This window comes from Streptomyces sp. SS8, assembly GCF_054072955.1.
In genome coordinates this window covers 122,607-142,345 of sequence record NZ_JBSVCZ010000013.1, presented here as the reverse complement: position 1 = coordinate 142,345, position 19,739 = coordinate 122,607, and the positions used below count along the sequence as shown (strand labels likewise).

General features: G+C 73.5%; 13 protein-coding genes. 6 read left to right on the top strand and 7 right to left on the bottom strand.

Going from position 1 to position 19,739, the window contains the following annotated elements; translation table 11 throughout:
• Nucleotides 1–26: 26 nt before the first annotated feature.
• The 5 genes from ACW69E_RS15105 to ACW69E_RS15085 all read right to left on the bottom strand — a co-directional run bounded on the left by ACW69E_RS15105 (nt 27) and on the right by ACW69E_RS15085 (nt 7,844).
• The gene (locus ACW69E_RS15105; protein ID WP_457498749.1) at nt 27–1,898 is read right to left on the bottom strand and encodes an ATP-binding SpoIIE family protein phosphatase; all 1,872 of its coding nucleotides are present in this window, start codon (nt 1,896–1,898) and stop codon (nt 27–29) included.
• Nucleotides 1,899–2,224: 326 nt separating this feature from the next.
• On the bottom strand, nt 2,225–4,756 hold the full coding sequence (locus tag ACW69E_RS15100; RefSeq protein ID WP_457498748.1) for a SpoIIE family protein phosphatase: 2,532 nt from the start codon (nt 4,754–4,756) through the stop codon (nt 2,225–2,227).
• Between the two features lie 88 nt (nt 4,757–4,844).
• Nucleotides 4,845–5,072, bottom strand: a complete 228-nt coding sequence (locus ACW69E_RS15095; protein WP_457498747.1) for an SPOR domain-containing protein — start codon at nt 5,070–5,072, stop codon at nt 4,845–4,847.
• 177 nt (nt 5,073–5,249) lie between these two features.
• Nucleotides 5,250–6,002: a GntR family transcriptional regulator gene (locus tag ACW69E_RS15090; protein WP_457498746.1), complete on the bottom strand. Its 753-nt coding sequence runs from the start codon at nt 6,000–6,002 to the stop codon at nt 5,250–5,252.
• Between the two features lie 252 nt (nt 6,003–6,254).
• Entirely contained in the window at nt 6,255–7,844 is a 1,590-nt protein-coding gene (locus ACW69E_RS15085; RefSeq protein WP_457498745.1) for a S8 family peptidase, read from the bottom strand.
• 318 nt (nt 7,845–8,162) lie between these two features.
• Here ACW69E_RS15085 and ACW69E_RS15080 point away from each other — a divergent pair, with 318 nt between their 5' ends.
• The gene (locus ACW69E_RS15080) at nt 8,163–8,741 is read left to right on the top strand and encodes a M23 family metallopeptidase (protein WP_457498744.1); all 579 of its coding nucleotides are present in this window, start codon (nt 8,163–8,165) and stop codon (nt 8,739–8,741) included.
• Between the two features lie 122 nt (nt 8,742–8,863).
• Here the strand turns inward: ACW69E_RS15080 and ACW69E_RS15075 are convergent, their stop codons facing one another.
• The gene (locus tag ACW69E_RS15075) at nt 8,864–11,752 is read right to left on the bottom strand and encodes a BTAD domain-containing putative transcriptional regulator (protein ID WP_457498743.1); all 2,889 of its coding nucleotides are present in this window, start codon (nt 11,750–11,752) and stop codon (nt 8,864–8,866) included.
• A gap of 420 nt (nt 11,753–12,172) precedes the next feature.
• Between ACW69E_RS15075 and ACW69E_RS15070 the strand changes: the two genes are divergently transcribed.
• The 5 genes from ACW69E_RS15070 to ACW69E_RS15050 all read left to right on the top strand — a co-directional run bounded on the left by ACW69E_RS15070 (nt 12,173) and on the right by ACW69E_RS15050 (nt 17,731).
• Nucleotides 12,173–12,859, top strand: coding sequence for a Crp/Fnr family transcriptional regulator (locus ACW69E_RS15070; RefSeq protein WP_457498742.1), 687 nt, complete (start codon nt 12,173–12,175; stop codon nt 12,857–12,859).
• Nucleotides 12,860–12,962: 103 nt separating this feature from the next.
• The gene (locus ACW69E_RS15065; RefSeq protein WP_457498741.1) at nt 12,963–13,745 is read left to right on the top strand and encodes a hypothetical protein; all 783 of its coding nucleotides are present in this window, start codon (nt 12,963–12,965) and stop codon (nt 13,743–13,745) included.
• Entirely contained in the window at nt 13,742–16,003 is a 2,262-nt protein-coding gene (locus tag ACW69E_RS15060) for a hypothetical protein (protein ID WP_457498740.1), read from the top strand. Before ACW69E_RS15065 ends, ACW69E_RS15060 begins: the two co-directional genes overlap by 4 nt.
• Nucleotides 16,000–17,217 (top strand): hypothetical protein, encoded by a 1,218-nt coding sequence (locus ACW69E_RS15055; protein ID WP_457498739.1) that lies wholly within the window; start codon nt 16,000–16,002, stop codon nt 17,215–17,217. Before ACW69E_RS15060 ends, ACW69E_RS15055 begins: the two co-directional genes overlap by 4 nt.
• On the top strand, nt 17,201–17,731 hold the full coding sequence (locus ACW69E_RS15050) for a Pycsar system effector family protein (RefSeq protein ID WP_457498738.1): 531 nt from the start codon (nt 17,201–17,203) through the stop codon (nt 17,729–17,731). Before ACW69E_RS15055 ends, ACW69E_RS15050 begins: the two co-directional genes overlap by 17 nt.
• 327 nt (nt 17,732–18,058) lie before the next feature.
• Here ACW69E_RS15050 and ACW69E_RS15045 read toward each other — a convergent pair whose 3' ends face one another.
• Complete coding sequence (locus tag ACW69E_RS15045; RefSeq protein ID WP_457498737.1) at nt 18,059–19,477, bottom strand: ATP-binding protein; 1,419 nt, start codon at nt 19,475–19,477, stop codon at nt 18,059–18,061.
• Nucleotides 19,478–19,739 lie beyond the last annotated feature (262 nt).

The window sequence follows — 19,739 nt, the reverse complement described above, 5'->3', positions numbered from 1 at the left end:
CGGCGAAGACGGCGTCGGCCGCCCCTTCAGAAGATGCTCAGCAGGGCCTCGGCCGAGTCCGGCGGCTTGGGCTCACCCTCCTGGGGGAGGGCGAGTTCGAACCAGACCGTCTTCCCCCGCGGGGTGCGCCGGCTGCCCCAGCCCGAGGAGAGCAGATCGACCAGCTGCAGACCGCGGCCGCCCTCGTCGGTGTCGCGGGCGCGGCGGCGGCGGGGCTGGACGAGCCCGGAGTCCCACACCTCGCAGACCAGGGTGCGGTCCAGCAGCAGGCGCAGCCGTATCTCTCCCCTCGGCCCCGCCGGGGGGACCCCCACGCCGGGCTGCGCCGGGAGGGCCCCCGCTCCCGGCTGCGCGGAGGAGACCCCCATGCCGTGGCGCAGGGCGTTGGTGACCAGCTCGCTGACGAGCAGCTCGGTGGTGTCGGCGAGGTCCTCCAGCCCCCATGCGGCGAGCCGACGGCGGGTCAGGTCCCGGGCGCGGGCGACCGAACGGGGCTCGGCCGGCAGTGTCCAGTCGCCCACCGACTCCGCCGGGAGCCCCTGGATCCGGGCCAGCAGCAGGGCGATGTCGTCCTCGCCGTGGTGGGTCTCCAGCGCGCCCAGCACCTCGTCGCAGACGTCCTCCAGCGGGCGGTCGGGGCCCGACAGGGTGGTGCGCAGCGCCTGGAGCCCCTCGTCCAGGGACTGGTGGCGGGACTCGACCAGGCCGTCGGTGTAGAGGGCGAGCAGGGAACCGTCGGGCAGCTCGACCTCGGACTCCTCGAACGGCTCGCCGCCCACGCCCAGCGGCACGCCCTTGGGGACCTCCAGCAGCAGCGCGGACTGCTCGCCCCCGTCGTCGCGCGGCTCGACCAGCGCGGGCGGCAGATGCCCGGCGTTGGCGAAGGTGCAGCGGCGGGTGACGGGGTCGTAGACGGCGTAGACACAGGTGGCCAGGTACACCTCGGAGAGGTCGGCGTCCCGGCCGGACCGGCCCTCGCGGTCGCCGCGGCCGTCGCGGGAGGCGCCCAGCCCCTGGGCGATCTCGTCCAGCGCGCCCAGCACCTCGGCGGGTTCCAGGTCCAGCAGGGCCAGGGTGCGCACCGCGCTGCGCAGCTCGCCCATGGCCACGGCCGCGCGCAGGCCCCGGCCCATCACGTCGCCGACCACCAGGGCGGTGCGGTGCCCGGGCAGTTCGATGACGTCGAACCAGTCTCCCCCCACCTCGCTGGCCGTACTGCCCGGCAGGTAACGGCAGGCGATGTCGAGCCCGGCGGCCTCGGGGTCGTCCGGGGGCAGCAGGCTGCGCTGGAGTATGAGCGCGCGCTCGTGCTCCCTGCGGTACAGCCGCGCGTTGTCGACGCACACGGCCGCGCGGGCGGCCAGCTCCGCGCCGAGCGCGGCGTCCCGCTCGCCGAAGGGCTCGCTGCCCTTGGTGCGGGAGAACTGCACCAGCCCGAGCACCCGGCCGCGCGCGACCATCGGCACGGCGAGGGTGGACTGCACCAGGGTGCCCGTGACGCGCTGGACGCGGGCGGTGCGCAGCGCGTCGGCGTACGGGGAGCCGGCGGGGTAGCGGTGGACGCTGCCCGGTTCGACGTGGTCCGGGTCGGGGGCGCCGCTCGTGTGGTGGCCGAGGGTGATCGGGCCGTCGGAGACGGCGCTGGCGAAGGCCACGCGCCGCAGCGGGCGGGTGCCTTCCAGGCCCTCCGCAGCCCGGGGGTCCTCCCCGGAGAACACCTCCGGGTACAGGTCCACGGAGGCCAGGTCGCAGAACTGGGGCACGGCCACGTCGAGGAGTTCGCGGGCGGTGGTGTCCAGATCGAGGGAGTTGCCTATCCGGGCCCCCGCGGCGTTCAGCAGCGCCAGGGCCCGGCGTACGTCGTCGGGCTTTCCCGCCTCGGCCGGAATCTCGCTCAACGCCGCCCCTTCCTGTTCCGGTCCAGCATCCTCCCGGGCACACTCCGCCCGGAACCCGCTGGTCCCGTCCGCCGCACGGTTTCCGCCACCTCCGGCGGGACCCGGGCCGCGCCCGTCCCCTCTCTCCTAACCAAGCGGGGTCCGCTCGAACCACGCGCCGTGGCTGCGTGACCGTTCCCGGCCGGGTCCGGCGGCGGCACCGCAGCCAGAAGCACAGGGCACACGATGTGGTGTGGCGCAATTTTTCCGGTGTGTTGGACACAGCGTCAAGGCGCAGGTGGGACGGCTGTTACGGGGCCGGGAAATGGGATCGAGCCCACCTTCCGTCACGGCAGGCTCAGTTCGAACCAGACGGTCTTGCCGATCGGGCCGTGACGGGTCCCCCAGCGGCGTGCCCCGCGGGCGACGAGCTGGATGCCGCGCCCGCCCTCGTCGTCCACGGCGGCGTTGCGTTCGCGGGGCGGGACGGGCAGCGGGTCGGAGACCTCCACCAGCAGGGAGGTGCCGCGCACCATCCGTACGCCGATGGGCCCGTGGGCATGGCGCATGGAGTTGGTGACCAGTTCGCTGACGAGCAGCACGGTGTCGTCGGTCAGCGCCTCCAGCCCCCAGCCGCGCAGGACGCCGCGGACGGCATCACGGGCCCGGCGCACCGCGTACGTCTCGGCGGGGAAGGTCCAGGAGGCGGCGCTGTCCTCGGGGAGGCCGCCGAGCCGGGCCATCAGCAGCGCCACGTCGTCCACCGACCCCACCGGTCCCGCCGGGCCGCCGGGACCGGTGGGGGTGCCGGACGCGGGGGGCGCGGCGCCCGGGTCCATGCCGCCGAGCACCCGGTCGCAGACGTCCTCCAGGAACGGCTGGGGAGGCAGGCCGCCGAGCAGGGACACAAGGCGGCCCAGCCCCTCGGTGATGTCCTCGCCCCGGTGCTCGATCAGCCCGTCGGTGTAGAGCACGAGGACCGACCCGTCCTCCACCTCCAGGCCCACGGACTCGAACTCCACCCCGCCGACGCCCAGCGGGGCGCCCGAGGGCGCCTCGACGGGGGTGACCTCCCAGCCGCCGCCCCGGCCGGTCAGCAGCAGCGGCGGCACGTGCCCGGCGGTGGCCAGGGTGCACTGACGGGTGGAGGGGTCGTAGACGGCGTAGACGCAGGTGGCCATCAGGGGCTCTTCGGGGCCCTGGCCGAGGTCGTCGGCCAGGTCGTTGACGCGGCGCAGCAGTTCGTCGGGCGGCAGGTCGAGGGCGGCCAGGGTGCGCACCGCCGTGCGCAGCTGCCCCATGGTGGCCGCGGCGCGCAGCCCGTGGCCCATCACGTCGCCGACGACGAGGGCGACCCGGCCGCCCGCCAGGGGGATCACGTCGAACCAGTCGCCGCCCGCCTCGGCCTCGGCCTCGGCGTGGCTGCCCCCGGGGACGTAGCGGTAGGCGATCTGCACGCCGGGCGGCGAGGGCACCTGCTGGGGCATCAGGCTGCGCTGGAGCATCAGGGCGCTCTCGCGCTCGCGGGCGTAGAGGCGGGCGTTGTCCAGGCTGATGCCGGCGCGTCCGGCCAGTTCCATCGCGAGCGCGAGGTCGTCGCGGTCGAAGGCGGCGCGGCCCTCGGCGCGGTTGAGCAGCAGCAGCCCCAGGACGGTGCCCCGGGCGCGCAGCGGGACGACCATCAGGGAGTGGATGTCCAGGTCGAGGGCGGCCTGGACCCTGGGGTCCCCCGGGTAGGAGGCGGAGACCAGCTCCTCGCGGGACATCACCAGATGGGGGACGGCGGAGGTGAGCACGCTCTCGAAGATCGACCCTCTCTCCAGGGCGATGTCCTGGCCGACCCTCAGCATCCGCTCCACGACCGGGCCGCGGGCCTTGGCCGCGGCTCCGAGCTGGAGCAGCGGGGCGCCGGACGGCCGGGCGGCGCGGGGCAGTTCGCCGCCGTGGGCGACGGCGGCGTAGAGCATCACGCTCGAGTAGTCGGCGAAGCGCGGGACGAGGGCGCCGGCGAGCGTCCTGGCGATCCTGGGCACGTCGAGCAGGTCGCCGAGGGCCACGCCGACGTCGTCCAGGAGCTTGAGCCGCTGCCGGGCGCGCTCGATCTTCTCCATCGCGTCGCGCCGCTCGGTGACGTCCATCACCGTGGAGCTGACGCCGAGGACGCGTCCGTCGGGGCTGGTGAGCCTGCCGTAGGAAACCGAGCGCCAGCCGTGCCCGTCGGGCGCGGCCAGCACGGTGTCCACCACCGGGCGGCCGGTCTCCAGCACCAGGGACTGGATCTGGGCGAGGGTGTCGGCCATGGCCTGCGGCAGGACGTCGTGGACGGTCCTGCCGAGGGTCTCGTGGACCGGCCTCCCGTTGAGCCGGGCGAGTGCCTCGTTGGCGCGGACGTAGCGGCGCTCGGTGTCGAAGACGGCGATGCCGAGCGGGGAGGTGGCGAAGAGGGCGTCGAGGGCTGCGAGGTCCTGTTCGACGGCGCGCAGCCGGGAGGTCTCGACGATGTTGGCCAGAACGAACGGTTTGCAGTCGGAGGGCGTGAGCAGGGAGGCACGGGCCTCGACCTCCACGGTGTGCCCGTCGTGGTGGCGGACGCGCATGCTGCCGCGCCAGTACCTGTTCTCCCGGAGCGTCCGGTAGATCCCGGCGTGCGAGGCCGGGGCTCCCGAGGACGCCTCGACGGGGACGTCCGTGAGGTAGCCCCCGTAGTAGTGGCCGACCATGGCTTCGGCGGGCCACCCGAGGATCTCCTCGACCGTGGGGCTCCACAGCATGATGTAGCCGTCGGTGTCGAACATGACGACACCGACGCGCAGGGTGTCGAGCAGCGAGGTGGTCACGCCCTCGACCGCGCCGTGGAATGCCTTGGGTGGGTCGTTCACGCCGTCCTCGTCCACGCTCGGGCTCTCGCCCGGGCGCACACCCGGGCCTTTTGGGACTGTTTGTCCGTATACCCGATTGTGCAATGGGTCAGCCGTGATCACCGCCTCCGCGGCGCAGGCGCTCGACCAGGTAGCGCCGCTCCCGCGCCCCCGCGTCCGCCCCTTCCGCCCCGGCGCCGCCCGCCCGGTCCCCGCCCAGCCGCTCGGCCATGCTCTGGGCCTCGGCCCGGGTGGCGTAGCGGCCGACGCGGTAGCGGTTGCCGTTCGGGTCCTGCCGTATGACCATCCAGGGGAGCACGGTCCTGCTCTCGCTCATCGCGCTCCCCTCCCGCCCGGCGCCCCGCGCCGCGCGACTTCCCCCAACGATCCACCGGTCTGCATATGCCCGAGCCTACGCCCGGACTTCACTCAACGCATTCGCGTTGGCACAATGCGGCATGATTTCGGCCATGTGTGCGAGTGGGCGCGGCGTCCGCGGGGGCGCGGGAGCGGTTCAGCGCACCGGGAGGTGGTACACGGTGCGGTGGCGGTCCGCCGGCACGATCACGTCCGCGGTCTCCACCGGGCGTCCACCGGCGCGGTACGTCCGCTCGATCACCAGCACGGTGTGTCCCGGCACCCCGCCCAGCACGAGCATCTCCTCGGCCAGCCCGGGGCGGGCTCCGACCTCCTCCACGACGTTGTCCACGACGATGTCGATGGCCGCCATCCGCTCCACCACCCCCCGCCCTCCGAGCGGCCCCTCCTCCGGCAGCATCACGGGGGTGCGCCCGGTGACGGCCAGCGGCTCCCAGGAGGTGGAGAGCATCGAGGGCTCCCCGTCGACGCGGAACAGGTAGTGGGTGCGCATCACCCGCTCCCCCTCCTTGATCCGCAGCCGCTCGGCGATCCCCGGACCCGCCTCCTCCTGCTCGCTGTGCGACTCCCAGGTGCCCGCGATCCGTTCGTCGGCCTGCTCCTGGCGGAACGGGCCGGCCTCGCCGGCCGGCCGGTAGCCGGTGCGGACCACCCTGCGCGGCACGGGCCGCTCGCGCACGTACGTCCCCGACCCGGAGCGGCCCTCCACCAGCCCTTCGGCCATCAGCACCTTGCGGGCCTCCAGTGCGACGGTGTCCGAGACGCCGTACTCCGCGCGGATGCGGGCCTGCGACGGCAGCCGGGTGCGCGGCGGAAGCGTGCCGTCGGCGATCTTCCGGCGGAGATCCCCGGCCACACGCAGATATGCGGGCTGTTCACCGAAAGGCACATGTCCTCCCAACAGCTTGACGGTGTGCAACAGCTTGGCAACGGAAGGTTGTACGCCGCAATAATCGGCCAGGGTTTCACCCGATGTGATGAAGTGCTGCTCAGGGCAGGTTTCAAGCACGAATCCGGCCCCCACGGCAGGGCCGTGGGGGCCGGGGCTGTGCGCGGGCGGTCGAAGCCGCCGGGGGCCGGGCCGCGGACCGGCCCGGAGATCAGACCGGAGGCCGGTCCGTGGAGCAGGGGTTCCGGGGGATCAGAACTGCAGCGCCCAGGAGTTGATCGTTCCGGTGTCCCACCAGGCGTTGTCGCTGACCCGCAGCTTCCAGGTCCCGTTGGCGGTCTCCGAGGAGGCGTCGACGGTGTAGGTGCCGATCACGTTGTCGGCGCTGCCGCCCGTCCCGTAGCTCTTGATGCGGTAGGCGCTGCCGTCGGGGGCGACCAGGTCGATCTGCAGGTCGCCGATGTAGGTGTGCCGGATGTCGATCTCGACCTTCAGGCCGGAGGGGGCGTTGCCGCTGATGCCCGAGACGGTGATCGGGGACTCCACCGTGGAGTTGTCGCGGATCGGGTAGTCGGTGGTGTTCTCGAAGCGGCCGTCCGGGTCACCGGGGTCGCCGGGGTCTCCCGGGTCGCCCTCGCCCACGTTCAGCAGCTTGTTCGGGGAGCCGCTGCCGGGGCCGGAGATCGCGCCGGTGACGGCGGCGGAGTCCAGGCCGGCCGCGACCTGGGACGGGGTGGCGCCGGGGTTGTCCCCCAGGTACAGCGCGGCGGCGCCGGCGACGTGCGGCGCGGCCATCGACGTCCCCGAGATGGTGTTGGTGGCGCTGTCCGAGGTGTGCCAGGTGGAGGTGATGGACGAGCCCGGCGCGAAGATGTCCAGGATGCTGCCGTAGTTGGAGAACGACGAGCGCGCGTCGGAACTGGTGGTGGATCCGACGGTGATGGCCTCGGCGACGCGGGCGGGCGAGGAACTCGACGCGTTGGTGTTGGAGTTGCCCGCGGCCACGGCGTAGGTGACGCCGGAGGCGATGGAGTTGCGCACGGCCGTGTCGAGGGTGGAGTTGGCGCCGCCGCCCAGGCTCATGTTGGCCACCGCGGGCTTGACGGCGTTCCGCGTCACCCAGTCGACGCCCGCGACCACGCCGGAGATGGTGCCGGAGCCGTTGTTGTCCAGCACGCGCACGGCCACGATCCTCGCCTTCTTGGCGACGCCGTGGGAGGTGCCCGCGACGGTGCCGGCGACGTGGGTGCCGTGGCCGTTGCCGTCCTGCGCGACGTTGTCGCCGTCCACGGCGTCGTAGCCGTTCACCGCCCGGCCGCCGAAGTCGCTGTGGCTGATCCGCACACCGGTGTCGATGATGTAGGCGTTCACGCCCTGACCCGCGGAGTCAGGGTAGGTGTAGCTGCGGTCGAGCGGCAGGGACCGCTGGTCGATGCGGTCCAGGCCCCAGGACGGGGGGTTGGTCTGGGTGCCGGCGATGGAGACCTTCTGGTCCTGCGCCACCGCGTCCACGGCCGGGTCGGCGGCGAGCCTCTTCGCCTCGGCCTCGGTCAGCCGGACCGCGTAGCCGTTGAGCGCCTCGTGGTAGGTGCGCTTGATGGAGGCGCCGTACTTCTCCACCAGCGACCTGCCCTTCGAGGAGCCGGCGTCGGCCGCGTCCTCGTCGAGGGTCACGATGTAGCTGTTCTTGATCGCTCCGGGGGCGCCGGCGTTCTGGATCACGCCTTCGGCGGGCGGAGCGGCCACGGCTGTCACCGCGGGCACGAAGCCGATGGCCAGGGCCGCGGCGGTCACCGTGGCCGCACGGGCACGTCTGCGTCGGGTGGGACGCATCGCTGCCATGTGGGGGTCCTCCTCCTGTGGGGTGCGCTACTGAGGGAATGCGCATGAGCATGACAAATCAAGCACCGGGAGGTGCGCGGTGCCGGAATGATTCGCCGTTCGAAAGATTCGCCGATCCATAGGAAAGACACAAGGGTGCGTGCACAAAGACACGTACATGTCACGCGCCGTCAACACACTTCCGGCCACGGCGCCCCGGCCCCCGGGCCGGGGCCGCACCACCGCTCCGCCCGGCCGCCGGGCGGGGCCCGGCGGTTGTATCCGCTTTGTATGGGCGCCCCCTTCAATCGCCCCGTCACCGACCACAAGGGGAAGCCCATGCAGAGACGTTCCCGCCGGATACTCGCGGCCGCGAGCGCGGTCGCCGCCCTCGCGGCCACGGCCCCCACCGCCGCCGCGACACCGCAGGAGAGCTCACCGGACGCCGTACAGGCCCTGTCCCGGCCCAACTTCAAGATGCCGTTCCTGTGCGGCCAGGTCTGGCGCGGCAGCAACTGGAGCGGACACAGCCCGGCCCACTCGATCGACTGGAACCACTACGACGCGAACGGCAACCCGGACGACTTCAAGCGCCGGGTGTTCGCCAGCGCCGGCGGCACCGTCCTCTCCTCCCACTACTCCACCACCACCGGCTACGGCCACACCATCGTGATCGGCCACGGGAACGGCTGGCGGACGCGCTACGCCCACCTGTACAGCCGGGGGGTCAGCAAGGGCGATAAGGTCGCGGCGGGCCAGCGGATCGGCCGGGTCGGCAAGTCGTCCGCCAAGTACAGCCTCTCCCCCCACCTGCACTACGAGCAGATCCACAACGGATCGGTCGTCACCGCGGTCGTGCAGGGCGTCGGCTACCCCGACTACACCACGCGCTACCAGAAGAGCACCAACAGGTGCTGACCTGACGCCCGCCCCGTGACGGGCGGCCGGGCCCGCCGCACCCGCCGTCCGCCCCCGCGGGGCGTGCCGCCTTCGGCGCCGAAGGCGGCACGCCCCGCTGACGCGTCAGGGGCGCGGACGCGTCAGCGGGGCGATCGCAGCTTCGCGTCCACGAGTTCGGCCTGATCGCACGCCTGGAGCCGGCGCCACGTCGACAGGGAGCGGTGGAAGTAGCGCCTGGCGGTCTGCTCCCGGCCGGTCGCCCGGTGCAGTTCACCCAGCAGGCACGCGACGCGCGCCTCGGCCCGGCGGTCGCCGAGCTGCCGCTGCACGGCGAGCGCGTCCACCAGCAGCGCCGACGCCTGGCCCGCGTCGCCCTGCCGCAGGCACAGCTCCCCGATGCTCTGCTGCACACAGGCCGCGCAGTGGGTGTCGGCCAGGTCGTCGAAGATGCCCAGCGCGCGCTCCAGCTCGGCCCGCGCGGCGTGCGGTTCGCCGCGCAGCTCGTGCAGCACCGCGATCCGGCGGCGCACCTGCGCCTCCCGGTGCCGGTCGCCGACGGCGCGGGACAGCTCCAGGGCGCCGTCGAGCCACGGCGCCGCGGCGTCCGGATCCCGGCGCTCCAGCCACACCGAGGCGATCGCGTTGTGCGCGACCGCCTCGCCGTGCGGGTCGCCCACACGGCCGAACCCGCGCAGCGCCTCGGTGAACGCCTTCAGGGCCGCGCCGAGGTCGCCCACCACCCGGTGCACGGAACCGGCCCCCACCGCGGCGACCGCCTCGCCCGGCGGATGCCCCAGCCGGGCGAAGAGGGCGCGCGAGGTCCGGAACGACTCCAGCGCCTCCGTGTACCGGTCCTGGTAGAGGTGGAGCTGGCCCAGGTTGCGCAGCAGCGCCGCGGCCCGGGCGTCGGCCGGGTCGGGCATCGCGTCGAGTACGAGCCGGTGCGTTCTCAGCCAGTCGCCGTAGTGGCCGCGCATGTCGAAGAAGCCCGCCAGTTCGACGGCGAGGTCGGCGGCCAGGGAGACCCGGCCCAGCCGCAGCACGGACTCCACCGCCCGGACCAGCAGCCGGCGCTCGGTCTCGAACCACTCGACGGGCCGGGCGCGTACCGTCTGCGCGACCGCGGCGGCGGGCCCGGTGGGCCGGACCGGTTCCCCGAGCACCCCCAGGAAGCGGGTGGGCATCGCCGAGTTCGCGCAGCGGGCGAGCGCGATCAGCGCGTCGACGACCTGCAGCCGGCGCCGCCGGAGCGCGCCCGCGCCGTCCGCCTCGGCCAGCTCCCCGGCGTAGCAGCGCAGCAGGTCGTGCATCCGGTAGCGCTGCAGCCCCAGCGGGTCGGTGCCCACCACCTCGACCAGATGCTCGTCGGCCAGCGCCTCCAGCTCCCCGGCGGCCCCGTCCGGGCGGTCCATCGCCACCGCGACGAGCCAGCCGGGCACCGCGTCGCCGGTCAGGTGGCCGAAGGCCCTGAAGGCCGCCGCCGCCCGCTCCGGCAGATGGCGGTAGCTCAGCTCCGCGCTCGCCCGCACCTCCAACTCGCCCGTCTGGAGCTGGTCCAGCCGTCCGCGCTCGTCGTGCAGGAAGTCGGCCAGCGTGCCGACGCTCCAGCCCGGCCGGTTGGCCAGCCGGGAGCCGGCGATCCGTACGGCCAGCGGCAGCGAGCCGCAGCCGGTGAGCACCCGGTCGGCGTCGGCGCCCTCCCGGCGCAGCCGGTCCTCCCCCACGATCGCGCCCAGGAGCGCGCGGGCCTCGTCGCGGCTCATCACCCCGATGGGGAAGTGGTGCGCCGGCAGCTCCGGCGTCCGGCGGCGCGAGCTGACCAGCACCGCCGATCCACCGGTCCCCGGGAGCAGGGGGCGCACCTGCGCGCCGCCCGCCGCGTCGTCGAGGACGACGAGGTATCGGCGCTGCGCCATGCGCGAGCGCAGCAGCGCGGCCCGCTCGCCCAGTTCGCCGGGGACCGCGCTGTCGATGACGCCGAGCCCCCGCAGCATCTCGGCCAGGACGTCGGCCGGCTCGCGCGGGCGGTCACTCATCCCGCCCAGGTCCACGAAGAGCTGGCCGTCGGGGAAGGCGTGGCGCACCCGGTGCGCCACATGGACCGCCAGGGTCGTCTTTCCCGATCCCGGCGGGCCCGACAGGACGGCCACGACCGGCTGCCGGCCTGCCGCCGACAGCAGCCGCTCCAGCGCGGAGACCTCCTCGGACCGGCCGGTGAAGTCCGGTACGTCCATCGGCAGCTGGCACACCGGCTCGGCCGGCACGGGCCGGCGCCGGCCCGTGTAGCCGTTGACCTCCTCCCCGGTGCGGCGCAGGGAGGCGCCCGGTTCGACGCCGAGCTCGGCCGCCAGGATCCGCTCGGCCTCGGCGTAGGCGGCACGGGCCTGCGCGGTGCGGCCCGACCCGTGCAGCGCCCGCACCAGCATCTGCCACAGGTCCTCGCGTAACGGGTCCTCGGCCAGACGGGAGCGCAGCTCCACGACCAGCGGCGCGTACTCCCCCATGCGCAGCCGCACTTGGAGGCACTCGCCGACCGCGGCCGACCGCGCCTCCTCGGCCCTGACGATCACCGGATCCCACACCACGCTGGACGGCACGTCCTGCAGCACGCCGCCGCGCCAGAGCCCGAGGGCCGACTCGTAGCGGCGCAGCGCCGCCTCGTCGTCGCCGCTCTCGCGCTCCGCGCGGGCCCGTTCCAGCCGCTGCTCGAAGAGCGACAAGTCGATGTCACCGGGCGCGACGTCGAACGCGTACCCCGACGGCCGGGTGCTCAGCCCGCCGGTGGCGACCCCCGCCTCCGACAGGGCACGGCGCAGTGTGCGCACATAGGTGCGGACATTGGCGACGGCGGAGCGGGGGGCGCCGCCGGGCCACAGGACCTCGGTCAGCATGTCGAGCGAGACGAAGGCGCCGGGCTGCAGCAGCAGCGTGGCGAGGACCGCCCTCGGCTTGGGGCCGCCGACACGGACCTCGGCACCACACCCCCGTACCCTCAGCGGCCCCAGCACCCCGAAAGTCGGCTCCCCCATCCACGCGCCCTCCGCGACGGTCCGTGGCCCGGGGGCACAGCGTACTGGCGTACGGAGGCATCAGACAGGGCCCTGCGGAACGCCGCTCTCCACGGCGGACGCCGGGTGTCCGGCGGGTGTCGGGCGAGCGCCGTGCGGGTGTCCCCGGGCGGTCCTGCGGGCCGTTGACGACGGCCGGACGTCCACGCCCCTCCGTCGCCGGTCGGGCACGGCGGTACTCCGCCGCCGGGCCGGACCCGGCGGCGTACGCGGGGCGCGGAGGCCCCGCGCTTCCTTCCCCGGCCGGACGGTACGGCCGGAGGTACCGGGCGCCGCGCCGGTTCGCCGCTCACCGACGATCTGTCCCACTTCGGCCATTCGACTGAAAGACGACACCCGCTGAAATACTCTGTGTGCCCTGCCGAGCACCATGGGGGGACCGTGGGGTTATTCGGAGAGAACGCGGTTTTTCTGAGCAGACTGGCCCACACCGACCAGCAGTCGCTGCTGGCGCTCGGCCACCGGCACGTCTACCGGTCGCAGGAGGAACTCGTCGGTGAGGGCTCGGCGACCACCTTCGTCCTGCTGATCCTGACCGGCTGGTGCACGGTGTGGCGGGCCACCGAGCGTGGGCGCCTCATCCTGGCGCTGCGTCAGGCCGGTGAACTGGTCGGCGAGATGGCGGCCCTGGACGGACGCCCGCGCAGCGCCACGGTGAGCGCGCTGGGCACTGTGGAGGCCCTCGTGGTGCCGGGTGACCGCTTCCGGCACTTCATCTCGGCCCGCCCCTTCGTGACCGGTCTCGTGATGGCACAGCTCACCGAGCGGCTGCGCAGCGCCGACGACCAGCGCCGTTCCCTGGCCTCGGCCACCGTCCTGGAACGGCTCGCCGCCTGCCTCGTCGAACTCGCCGACCGTACCGGCCGCCAGGAGAGCGGCTCGACGGTGATCCGGCTCCCGCTGTCCCAGCACGAGATCGCCGCGGCGATAGGCGCGACCCGCGAGGCGGTGGCGAAGGCGCTGCGGCTGCTCCGTGAGGAGGGGCTCGTACGCACCGGGCCGAAGGTCATCGTGGTCAACGATCCGGAACCGCTGCGGCTGCTCGGCGGTTCCGCGACGCCGACGTGACGGCCGTGTGTAAACGGCTACAGCGCGATTCCGGCCGCCACGGGACAGTGGCGGCCGGACCGGGACGAACACCGGGCAGGCCGGGGCGAAAGGCAGTGGAGCGATGCACGGCGAGACGCGGTACGGATTCATCATCAGCCTGGACGCCCAGGGATCGGGCACCGCCCCCGACCCGGACCGCCCCGGGTTGCGCTCACGGATCCACCGGGTGGCGGAGGAAGCGTTCGACAGGGCGGGCATCAGCGACGCCAGGCTGGTCCAGGAGGACCGCGGTGACGGCATTCTCGCCGTGGTGGAGCCACGCCGCACCGAGGCGCTCGCGGGCGAGTGGGTGGAGTACCTCCACCAGAACCTGCGCCAGGTCAACCGGGAGCTGAGCCGGCCGCTGCGGTTGCGTGCCGGGCTCAACGTCGGCCCGTTCACCCCCGACGGGCAGGGCTTCTCCGGCGCCGCGGTCGACCTCGCCTGCCGGATCGGCAACTGCCCCGAGGCCAAGGCCGTACTGGCCGCCGCCCCCGGCTCGCCGCTGCTGGTGGCCGTCACCGAGCAGCTCTACCGGGACGTCATCCGGCACGGGGGCCGGTGGATCGAGCCGGATCACTACCGCCGGTACCGCGTCCTGCTCAAGGAAGGAGCGCAGCAGCCCTGGTTCACGGTGCCGGGCCGCACCGCACCGCCACCGCTCCCCGGTCAGGAGGAGAGCGCCGCGCCGCGGGAGGACGGGCCGCCGCGGGAGGACGCCGGGCGGCGGGACAGTGCCGGGGACGACTTCCGGTTCGGCACCGTGACCCACCACGGGTCCGGCCAGGTGCTGCAGGGCAGGTTCGGAGATCTCACCTTCGACCAGCGTCGCGGCGGCGCCGGCGGCTCCGGGGAACGCGCATGAGCACCGGCGACACGGACACCCCCGGGTCCCGGGCGGACAGCGCGCCCGGACCGGACGGAGGCGGCGGCGGTGGCGGCCGACCGCAGTCGGACCGGCACGGAGGGCAGGACCGCGGACCGCGGCAGGACGGCGGACCAGCCGCGCCCGACGGACCACCGGAGGACGAACTCTTCGGCGACTCCGAGACCGACCCGTCGGCCAAGGAGGGGCGGGCAGCGGCCGGAGGGGCCGCCGCCCGCATCGCGCGCGAGTCCCGGGCGTTCTTCCTGCGCGACTCCAGCACCTACGTCGGCGGCACCATCGGTGCGGTCAACTTCCGCTTCGGGGACACCTCCCGGGCGTCCCTGCTCGCCGGACCGCTGCCCGAGGACGAGCTGCGACGGCTGCGGCGGCGGTTCACCCGGCCGCCGGGCTACGAGGACTTCAAGCGGCAGCTGCGCGACGACCGCCTGCTGGTGCTCTGCGGTCAGCCCGGCAGCGGGCGGACGTACACCGCCCTGTCGCTCCTCGACGACCTCACCCGCGGGAAGGTGTCCCGGCTGGATCCCGGTTCCGACCTCGCCGGCCTGGACTCGGAGGACGAGGGCGGCCGGGTGGCCGAGAGCCACGGCTACGCCCTGGAGCCGGCCGACGGCCGGCTTCCCGCGGAACTGCACCTGGACCGGCTGCGCCGCCTGCTGGCCGACCGCGGCGCCTACGCCGTGCTGCTGTCCGTACCCGACACCGGTGCCCCCGGCGCGCCGCAGGCCCGCTACCGCCGCGCGCACACACCCGCCCCCGAGGACGCCGTACTCGACGGCCACCTGGCCGCGGAACTCGACAGCGCACCCGCCGAGGCGAGACGGGCGGCCCGGCTGCTGGCCCGCCGGGACACCGTACGGGCCGCGCTGGGCCTGGAGACGCTGCTGCCCGCCGAGGCCGCCAGGCTCGCCGGCCTCGTGGCCCGGCACGTCACCGGCGAGCTGACCGAGGAGGAGCTGCTGACCGCGTGCCGCGGATTCGCCGCCGAGCAGGTCCGCGAGTGGTTCGCCGGCGGCGCGGCGGCCGAGACCCTGCCCGCGCTGCGGGACGCGGCATACCGGATCGCACTCGCGGTGTTCGGCAACAGCTCCTTCAACGTCGCCGCCGAGGCCGCGGAGCTCCTCACCTGGGAACTGGCGGTGACCGCCGATCCCGAGCGGGTGCCCGGACGGCCGCTGCTCAGCGACGGCCTGGAGGCCAGGCTCACCTCGGCCCGCGCCACCACCCGGATCAGTCTCCAGCCGGTGGTGGCGGACGAGGAGATCCCGGTCCGCACCGTGCAGTTCCTCGGCACCGCCCTCGCGCCGGCCCTGCTCACCCATCTGTGGGAGCACCACCACAACATGCGCGGCCCGGTGCTGCGCTGGCTCGACTCGCTCTGCCAGGACCCGCGCGACGAGGTGTGGACCAGGGCCGCCGTGGCGGCGGGTGAGCTGTGCCGGCTCGACTGCTCCCACACGCTCAGGGAGCTGCTCGTCCCGATGGCCGAGGCCGACCGGGCCCGCCGCGGCCTGTTCGTCGCCACCGCCCTGCAGGACGTGCTCGACGACCCGACGGTCGGCGGGGCCCTGCGGTCGCTGGTGAAGAAGTGGGGTTCCCACGGCAACGGCAACCTCCGGTGGACGGCTGCCGCGGTGCTCAGCCGGGGCACCGCGACCCGGACCGTGGACGAGGCGCTGGGCAGGCTCGGCCGAATCGGCACCTGGGAGGACGGCCGGCTGCGGTCCATCGCGGCGGAGAGCGTCGCGCACCTGGCCGGCTCCGCCTCGGGCCGGGAACCGCTGGCCAGGATCCGGGCGTGGCTCGGCGACAGCAGGCGGCAGCATCAGAACCTCGGCCTGGTCAGCACGCTGTTCCTGGCCGAGACGCTGGTGGAGGCCCTCTGGAACCCGGCCGCGGAGCTCGCCGGCCGCGAGAAGTGGCCGCTGGCACTGGCGATCTGCGCGACACGCCCGGCCCAGGCGTCCGAGGTCGCCGGGCTGCTGTGGACGGCCCTCAACACCAGCCGCTCCTACCAGGCGGCGCTGGACGCCGTGGCCGCCTGGCTGCGCACATGCCCCGGCAAGCCGTGGGAGGCGGCCGTCCTCGGCTTCCTGCCCCTGCTGGTGCTGACCGACGACGACCGGCAGCGAATGCTCTCGCTGGTCGGAAAACTCTCCCAGGACCCCGACGAACCGCTGGCCCAGGAGTACGCCCACCGCCTCCTGCAGACGATCCGGACAGGAAGAACCCGATGAACCAGAACATCCACCACCAAGCACCGGCAGGCGGGCCCCTCGACAACAGCGTGACGCTGCCGGACGAGCTGCGGGGGCCGTTCCTGTTCGAGATCACACCGGACGGCCCCTACCGGCACATCGGGCTGCAGCAGGCGTCGGTCGTGCACTACCGCAACGGCGGCCACAGCGTCATCACCGTACGCGGTGCGCGGCACCACAACAGGCCCCGGCTGGGAAGGCGGCCGGTGTCGGTCTGCCTGATCGCCCAGGGGCGGCACCAGACCTCCTTCGAGATGCAGTTGCCCACCCGGGGCGACGAGGGCAACTTCACCTGCGCGGTGGACATCCACTGGGAGGTCCAGGACTTCCTGCTGGCCGCGGAGAAGCGGGTGGTGGACGTCGAGAGGATGCTGCGCGCTCCCCTGCTGGCCCGGCTGCGGACCTTCACCAGGCGCTACGGGCTCGACGGCGCCCAGCAGGCCGACGAGGCGATCCAGGCCGAACTGGCCGCCGGGAACCAGTCCTCCCTCGGCGCCGACATCGGCCTGGCCACGACGGTGTACGTACGCATCGACCTGGGCCGGGCCGCCGCCGACCACAAGCAGGCCCTGCTGGATGTGCAGCACACCGCGATCGTGCAGTCGGCGAAGGACCAGGCGGACGCCGCCCGGGTGCAGTCCAACCTGGCCGCCGCGCAGGAGCTCATCGCCGCGGGCGAGGCCGGGCAGTACGCCCACATGCTCGCGCAGGACCCGGCCCGCGCCCAGGAGATCCTGCACGAACTGCAGAGCCAGGCGCGGCAGCAGCGACAGGGGGCCCTGGAGTACCTCACGCGGCTGATCGACCAGGGCGTCGTACAGCGCCATCAGGTGGAGGGCCAGGTGCAGCAGCTCATCGACTACGCCAGGGCGACCGGCAGAGCGCTGTTCGACAGCGGTCTGCCGCAGCCCCCGACGGCACTGCCGGTGCCGCCGGCCGACCCGGCGCCCGGACAGTGGATCACCACGGCCCGGGAACCGGCCGCACAGGCCGCGGCCACGCCCCTCGCCCCGCTCGCGCCGGGTACTCCCCCCATGCCGCCCGTACCGCCGCAGGTCCCCTCCGCCGTACCGCCGGGCACGGCGGAGACGCGGGACGAGTCGCCGGCGGGGCCCGACGGCGGGAGGGTGGACTACATCAGGCAGGAGCCGCACCGGCCGGAGCGGGAGGACCAGGATGAGCACAACGGGTGAGTCCGCCACCGACGTGCCCCCGACCGGCCGGGAGCAGGCCGTCTACGTGGCCGAACGGCTTCTGTCCACCGCTCGGGAGGATCTCGCCCGGGCCGACACCAAGGCGGCCGTACTGCTCTCGGGCGCCTTCGCGGCACCCGTGCTGCTCCTGGGCGGAGAAGTGTGGACCCCGTCCTCGGTGACCGGCGCCACGAAGGTCCTGCTCCTCGCCGGAGGGACCTTGTGGGCCGTCGGCACGGCACTGCTGGCCTGGGTCGTCCTGCCCCGCACCGGCACCGCCCGGCCGGGCCCGGGGATGACGTTCTTCGGAGACGTCCTCGCGGCGCCGCCGGACACCGAGCGGCTCGTCCGGGCGATCACCGCGGCGGCCCGCGACCGGGTGTCGTGGCTGACGGTGCAGATGGTCGATGTCAGCCTCATCCTCACCTCCAAGTACCGGTGGCTGCGGTGGGGCACCTGCTGTCTGGCCACCGGCCTCCTGCTGTGCGGAGCGGCCCTGGTGGGTTCCGGATAGCGAACGGTCGTCCCGGACCCGACGGGCGCGTTGCCGAACACCGCGCCCCGGGCACAGCCGACGCCGGCGACCGCGCTCCCGGGAGCGGTTCGCCACCGGCGCCGTCTCAACCGCCACACGTCGGGGCGGAACTCCACCACAACCGATGTGGCCTGAGGAAGTACACAGAGTCACCCCAGCGTGGGGTCCTCGACGGGGTGCGAGGGGTCCCAGGACCGCCAACACCGCACAACGGTGTTGGCTACGGGCCGGGGCACGAGGAACGTCTCCAGCGCCTGCGGCCTGATCGCGCTCACCGGCTTCCGTCCCCCGTCTGCTGTCCGCCTCTCACAGCGGCCACGCGGTCAGCAGATCCTCGGGGCCGTAGGCGGCATCGAGCCCTGAGCAGTCGACTCCGCTGCGCGAGACTGCCACGACTGGAACGGGTTCGCCGGTGAGGGCGGCCCGGTGTCGATGGAGAGCCGCCAGGTCATGCCGGTCGAAGGGCGACTGCTCCAGCCACTTGACGGAACCGACGAAGACCAGTTCCTTGGCGATGGGGGCACGGTCCGCCCCGACGACATCGATCTCGACGTCGTTGGTGCGGGTCCAGTAGCCCCCCACCACGGGGGCCGCGGGGAGCCGGTCGTCGGGCAGTATCCGGGCGAGCGCCTCGCGGACGAGCGGCTCGATCGCCCGGCCGCGCCAACTGGTCCAGCTCTCCCGGATCCGCGCCAAGGTCAGATCACCCCGCCCCCGCTCGATCTCCTCGATGGAGGGGCCGAGCAGGTACAGCCAGAAGCGCAGGTACGGGTCCGCCACCCGGTAGCGACGATCCTTCGACGGACGCAGTGACACGGGCAGTTCCGCGGCGACGATCCGCTTGTCCGCAAGCAGCTCCAGCGCCCGCTGCAGCGGCGTGGCCCTGATTCCGCCGGCCGCACGGGCGATGTTGGTGAAGGTCCGCTCGCCGCTGCCGATGGCCGCCAGCACCGTACGCGCCTGAGCCTGCGGGGGGAATTCGGCAGCCAGCGAGCGCTCGGCCGACACCAACAGGGCCGAGACGGGGTCGTTCAGGGCCTCGCCAAGAAAGTCCCACAGCCCCGCGCCGTACGGCCACTCCGCACAGATCAGCGGCAGCCCGCCGGTGACCAGCGCGGCGTCAAAGGCTTCCGCCGGTCCCAGTCCGAGCATCCGCCCCACCTCGGCGGGGTTCAGGGGGCCGAGCACCATCTCCCGGCCGCGCTGGTGGAAGGGGCGCCCGTAGCTGTTCAGAGCCTCCATCATCGACAGATCGGAGCCGATGAGGATCAGCAGCACCGGCTTGGTCTCCAGCACCCGGTCCCAGGCTCGCTGCAACATTCCCTCAAAGGCGCCATCGGCATCCATCAGATACGGCACCTCATCGATGACCAACACGCTCGCCCGGTCGGTGGGCAGCGCTGCGGCCAGCACGTCGAACGCGGCGTCCCAGCTCTCCGGCCGCGCTGCGGCCACCAACCGCGCCAGCGGCAGCGTCGACGCCTGGGCGTCTCTGGCCAGCCGTGCCAGGTCGTCCCGAGGGGACGCGCCGGTGGCCGCGTAGAACAAGAACGGGGCTCCGGAGCGCTCTGCGAACCGCTCGACCAGCCGCGACTTGCCCACTCGGCGCCTCCCACGCAACATCACGCACCGACCGGGGCGCTCCCTGCCCGTCCCTGCCGCCACCTTCTGCAGCTCTCGTTCCAAAGTCGCCAGCTCCTGCCGGCGGCCTACAAAATTCACCACGCTCTCCGACTCCCACGCAAGGCACTAACGTCAATGTTACTGACATGAATGTTAGTGTCTTGCCTCAGTATTCGGTCTCGACCGCGCCCACAGTCACCGACCGTCGCCGCGTCTTCCTCGATCAAAGGACATACCGAACAGCCGTCAGCCCCCTCTGCGGCACGGACAGAAGGGGCGACGGGCAACCCTGTCGAAGCCCGGTTCTCAGGTGAAGAGGCATCGGTCCTCCCAGGGCTGTCCCAGCACGGGAGACAACCCAGGG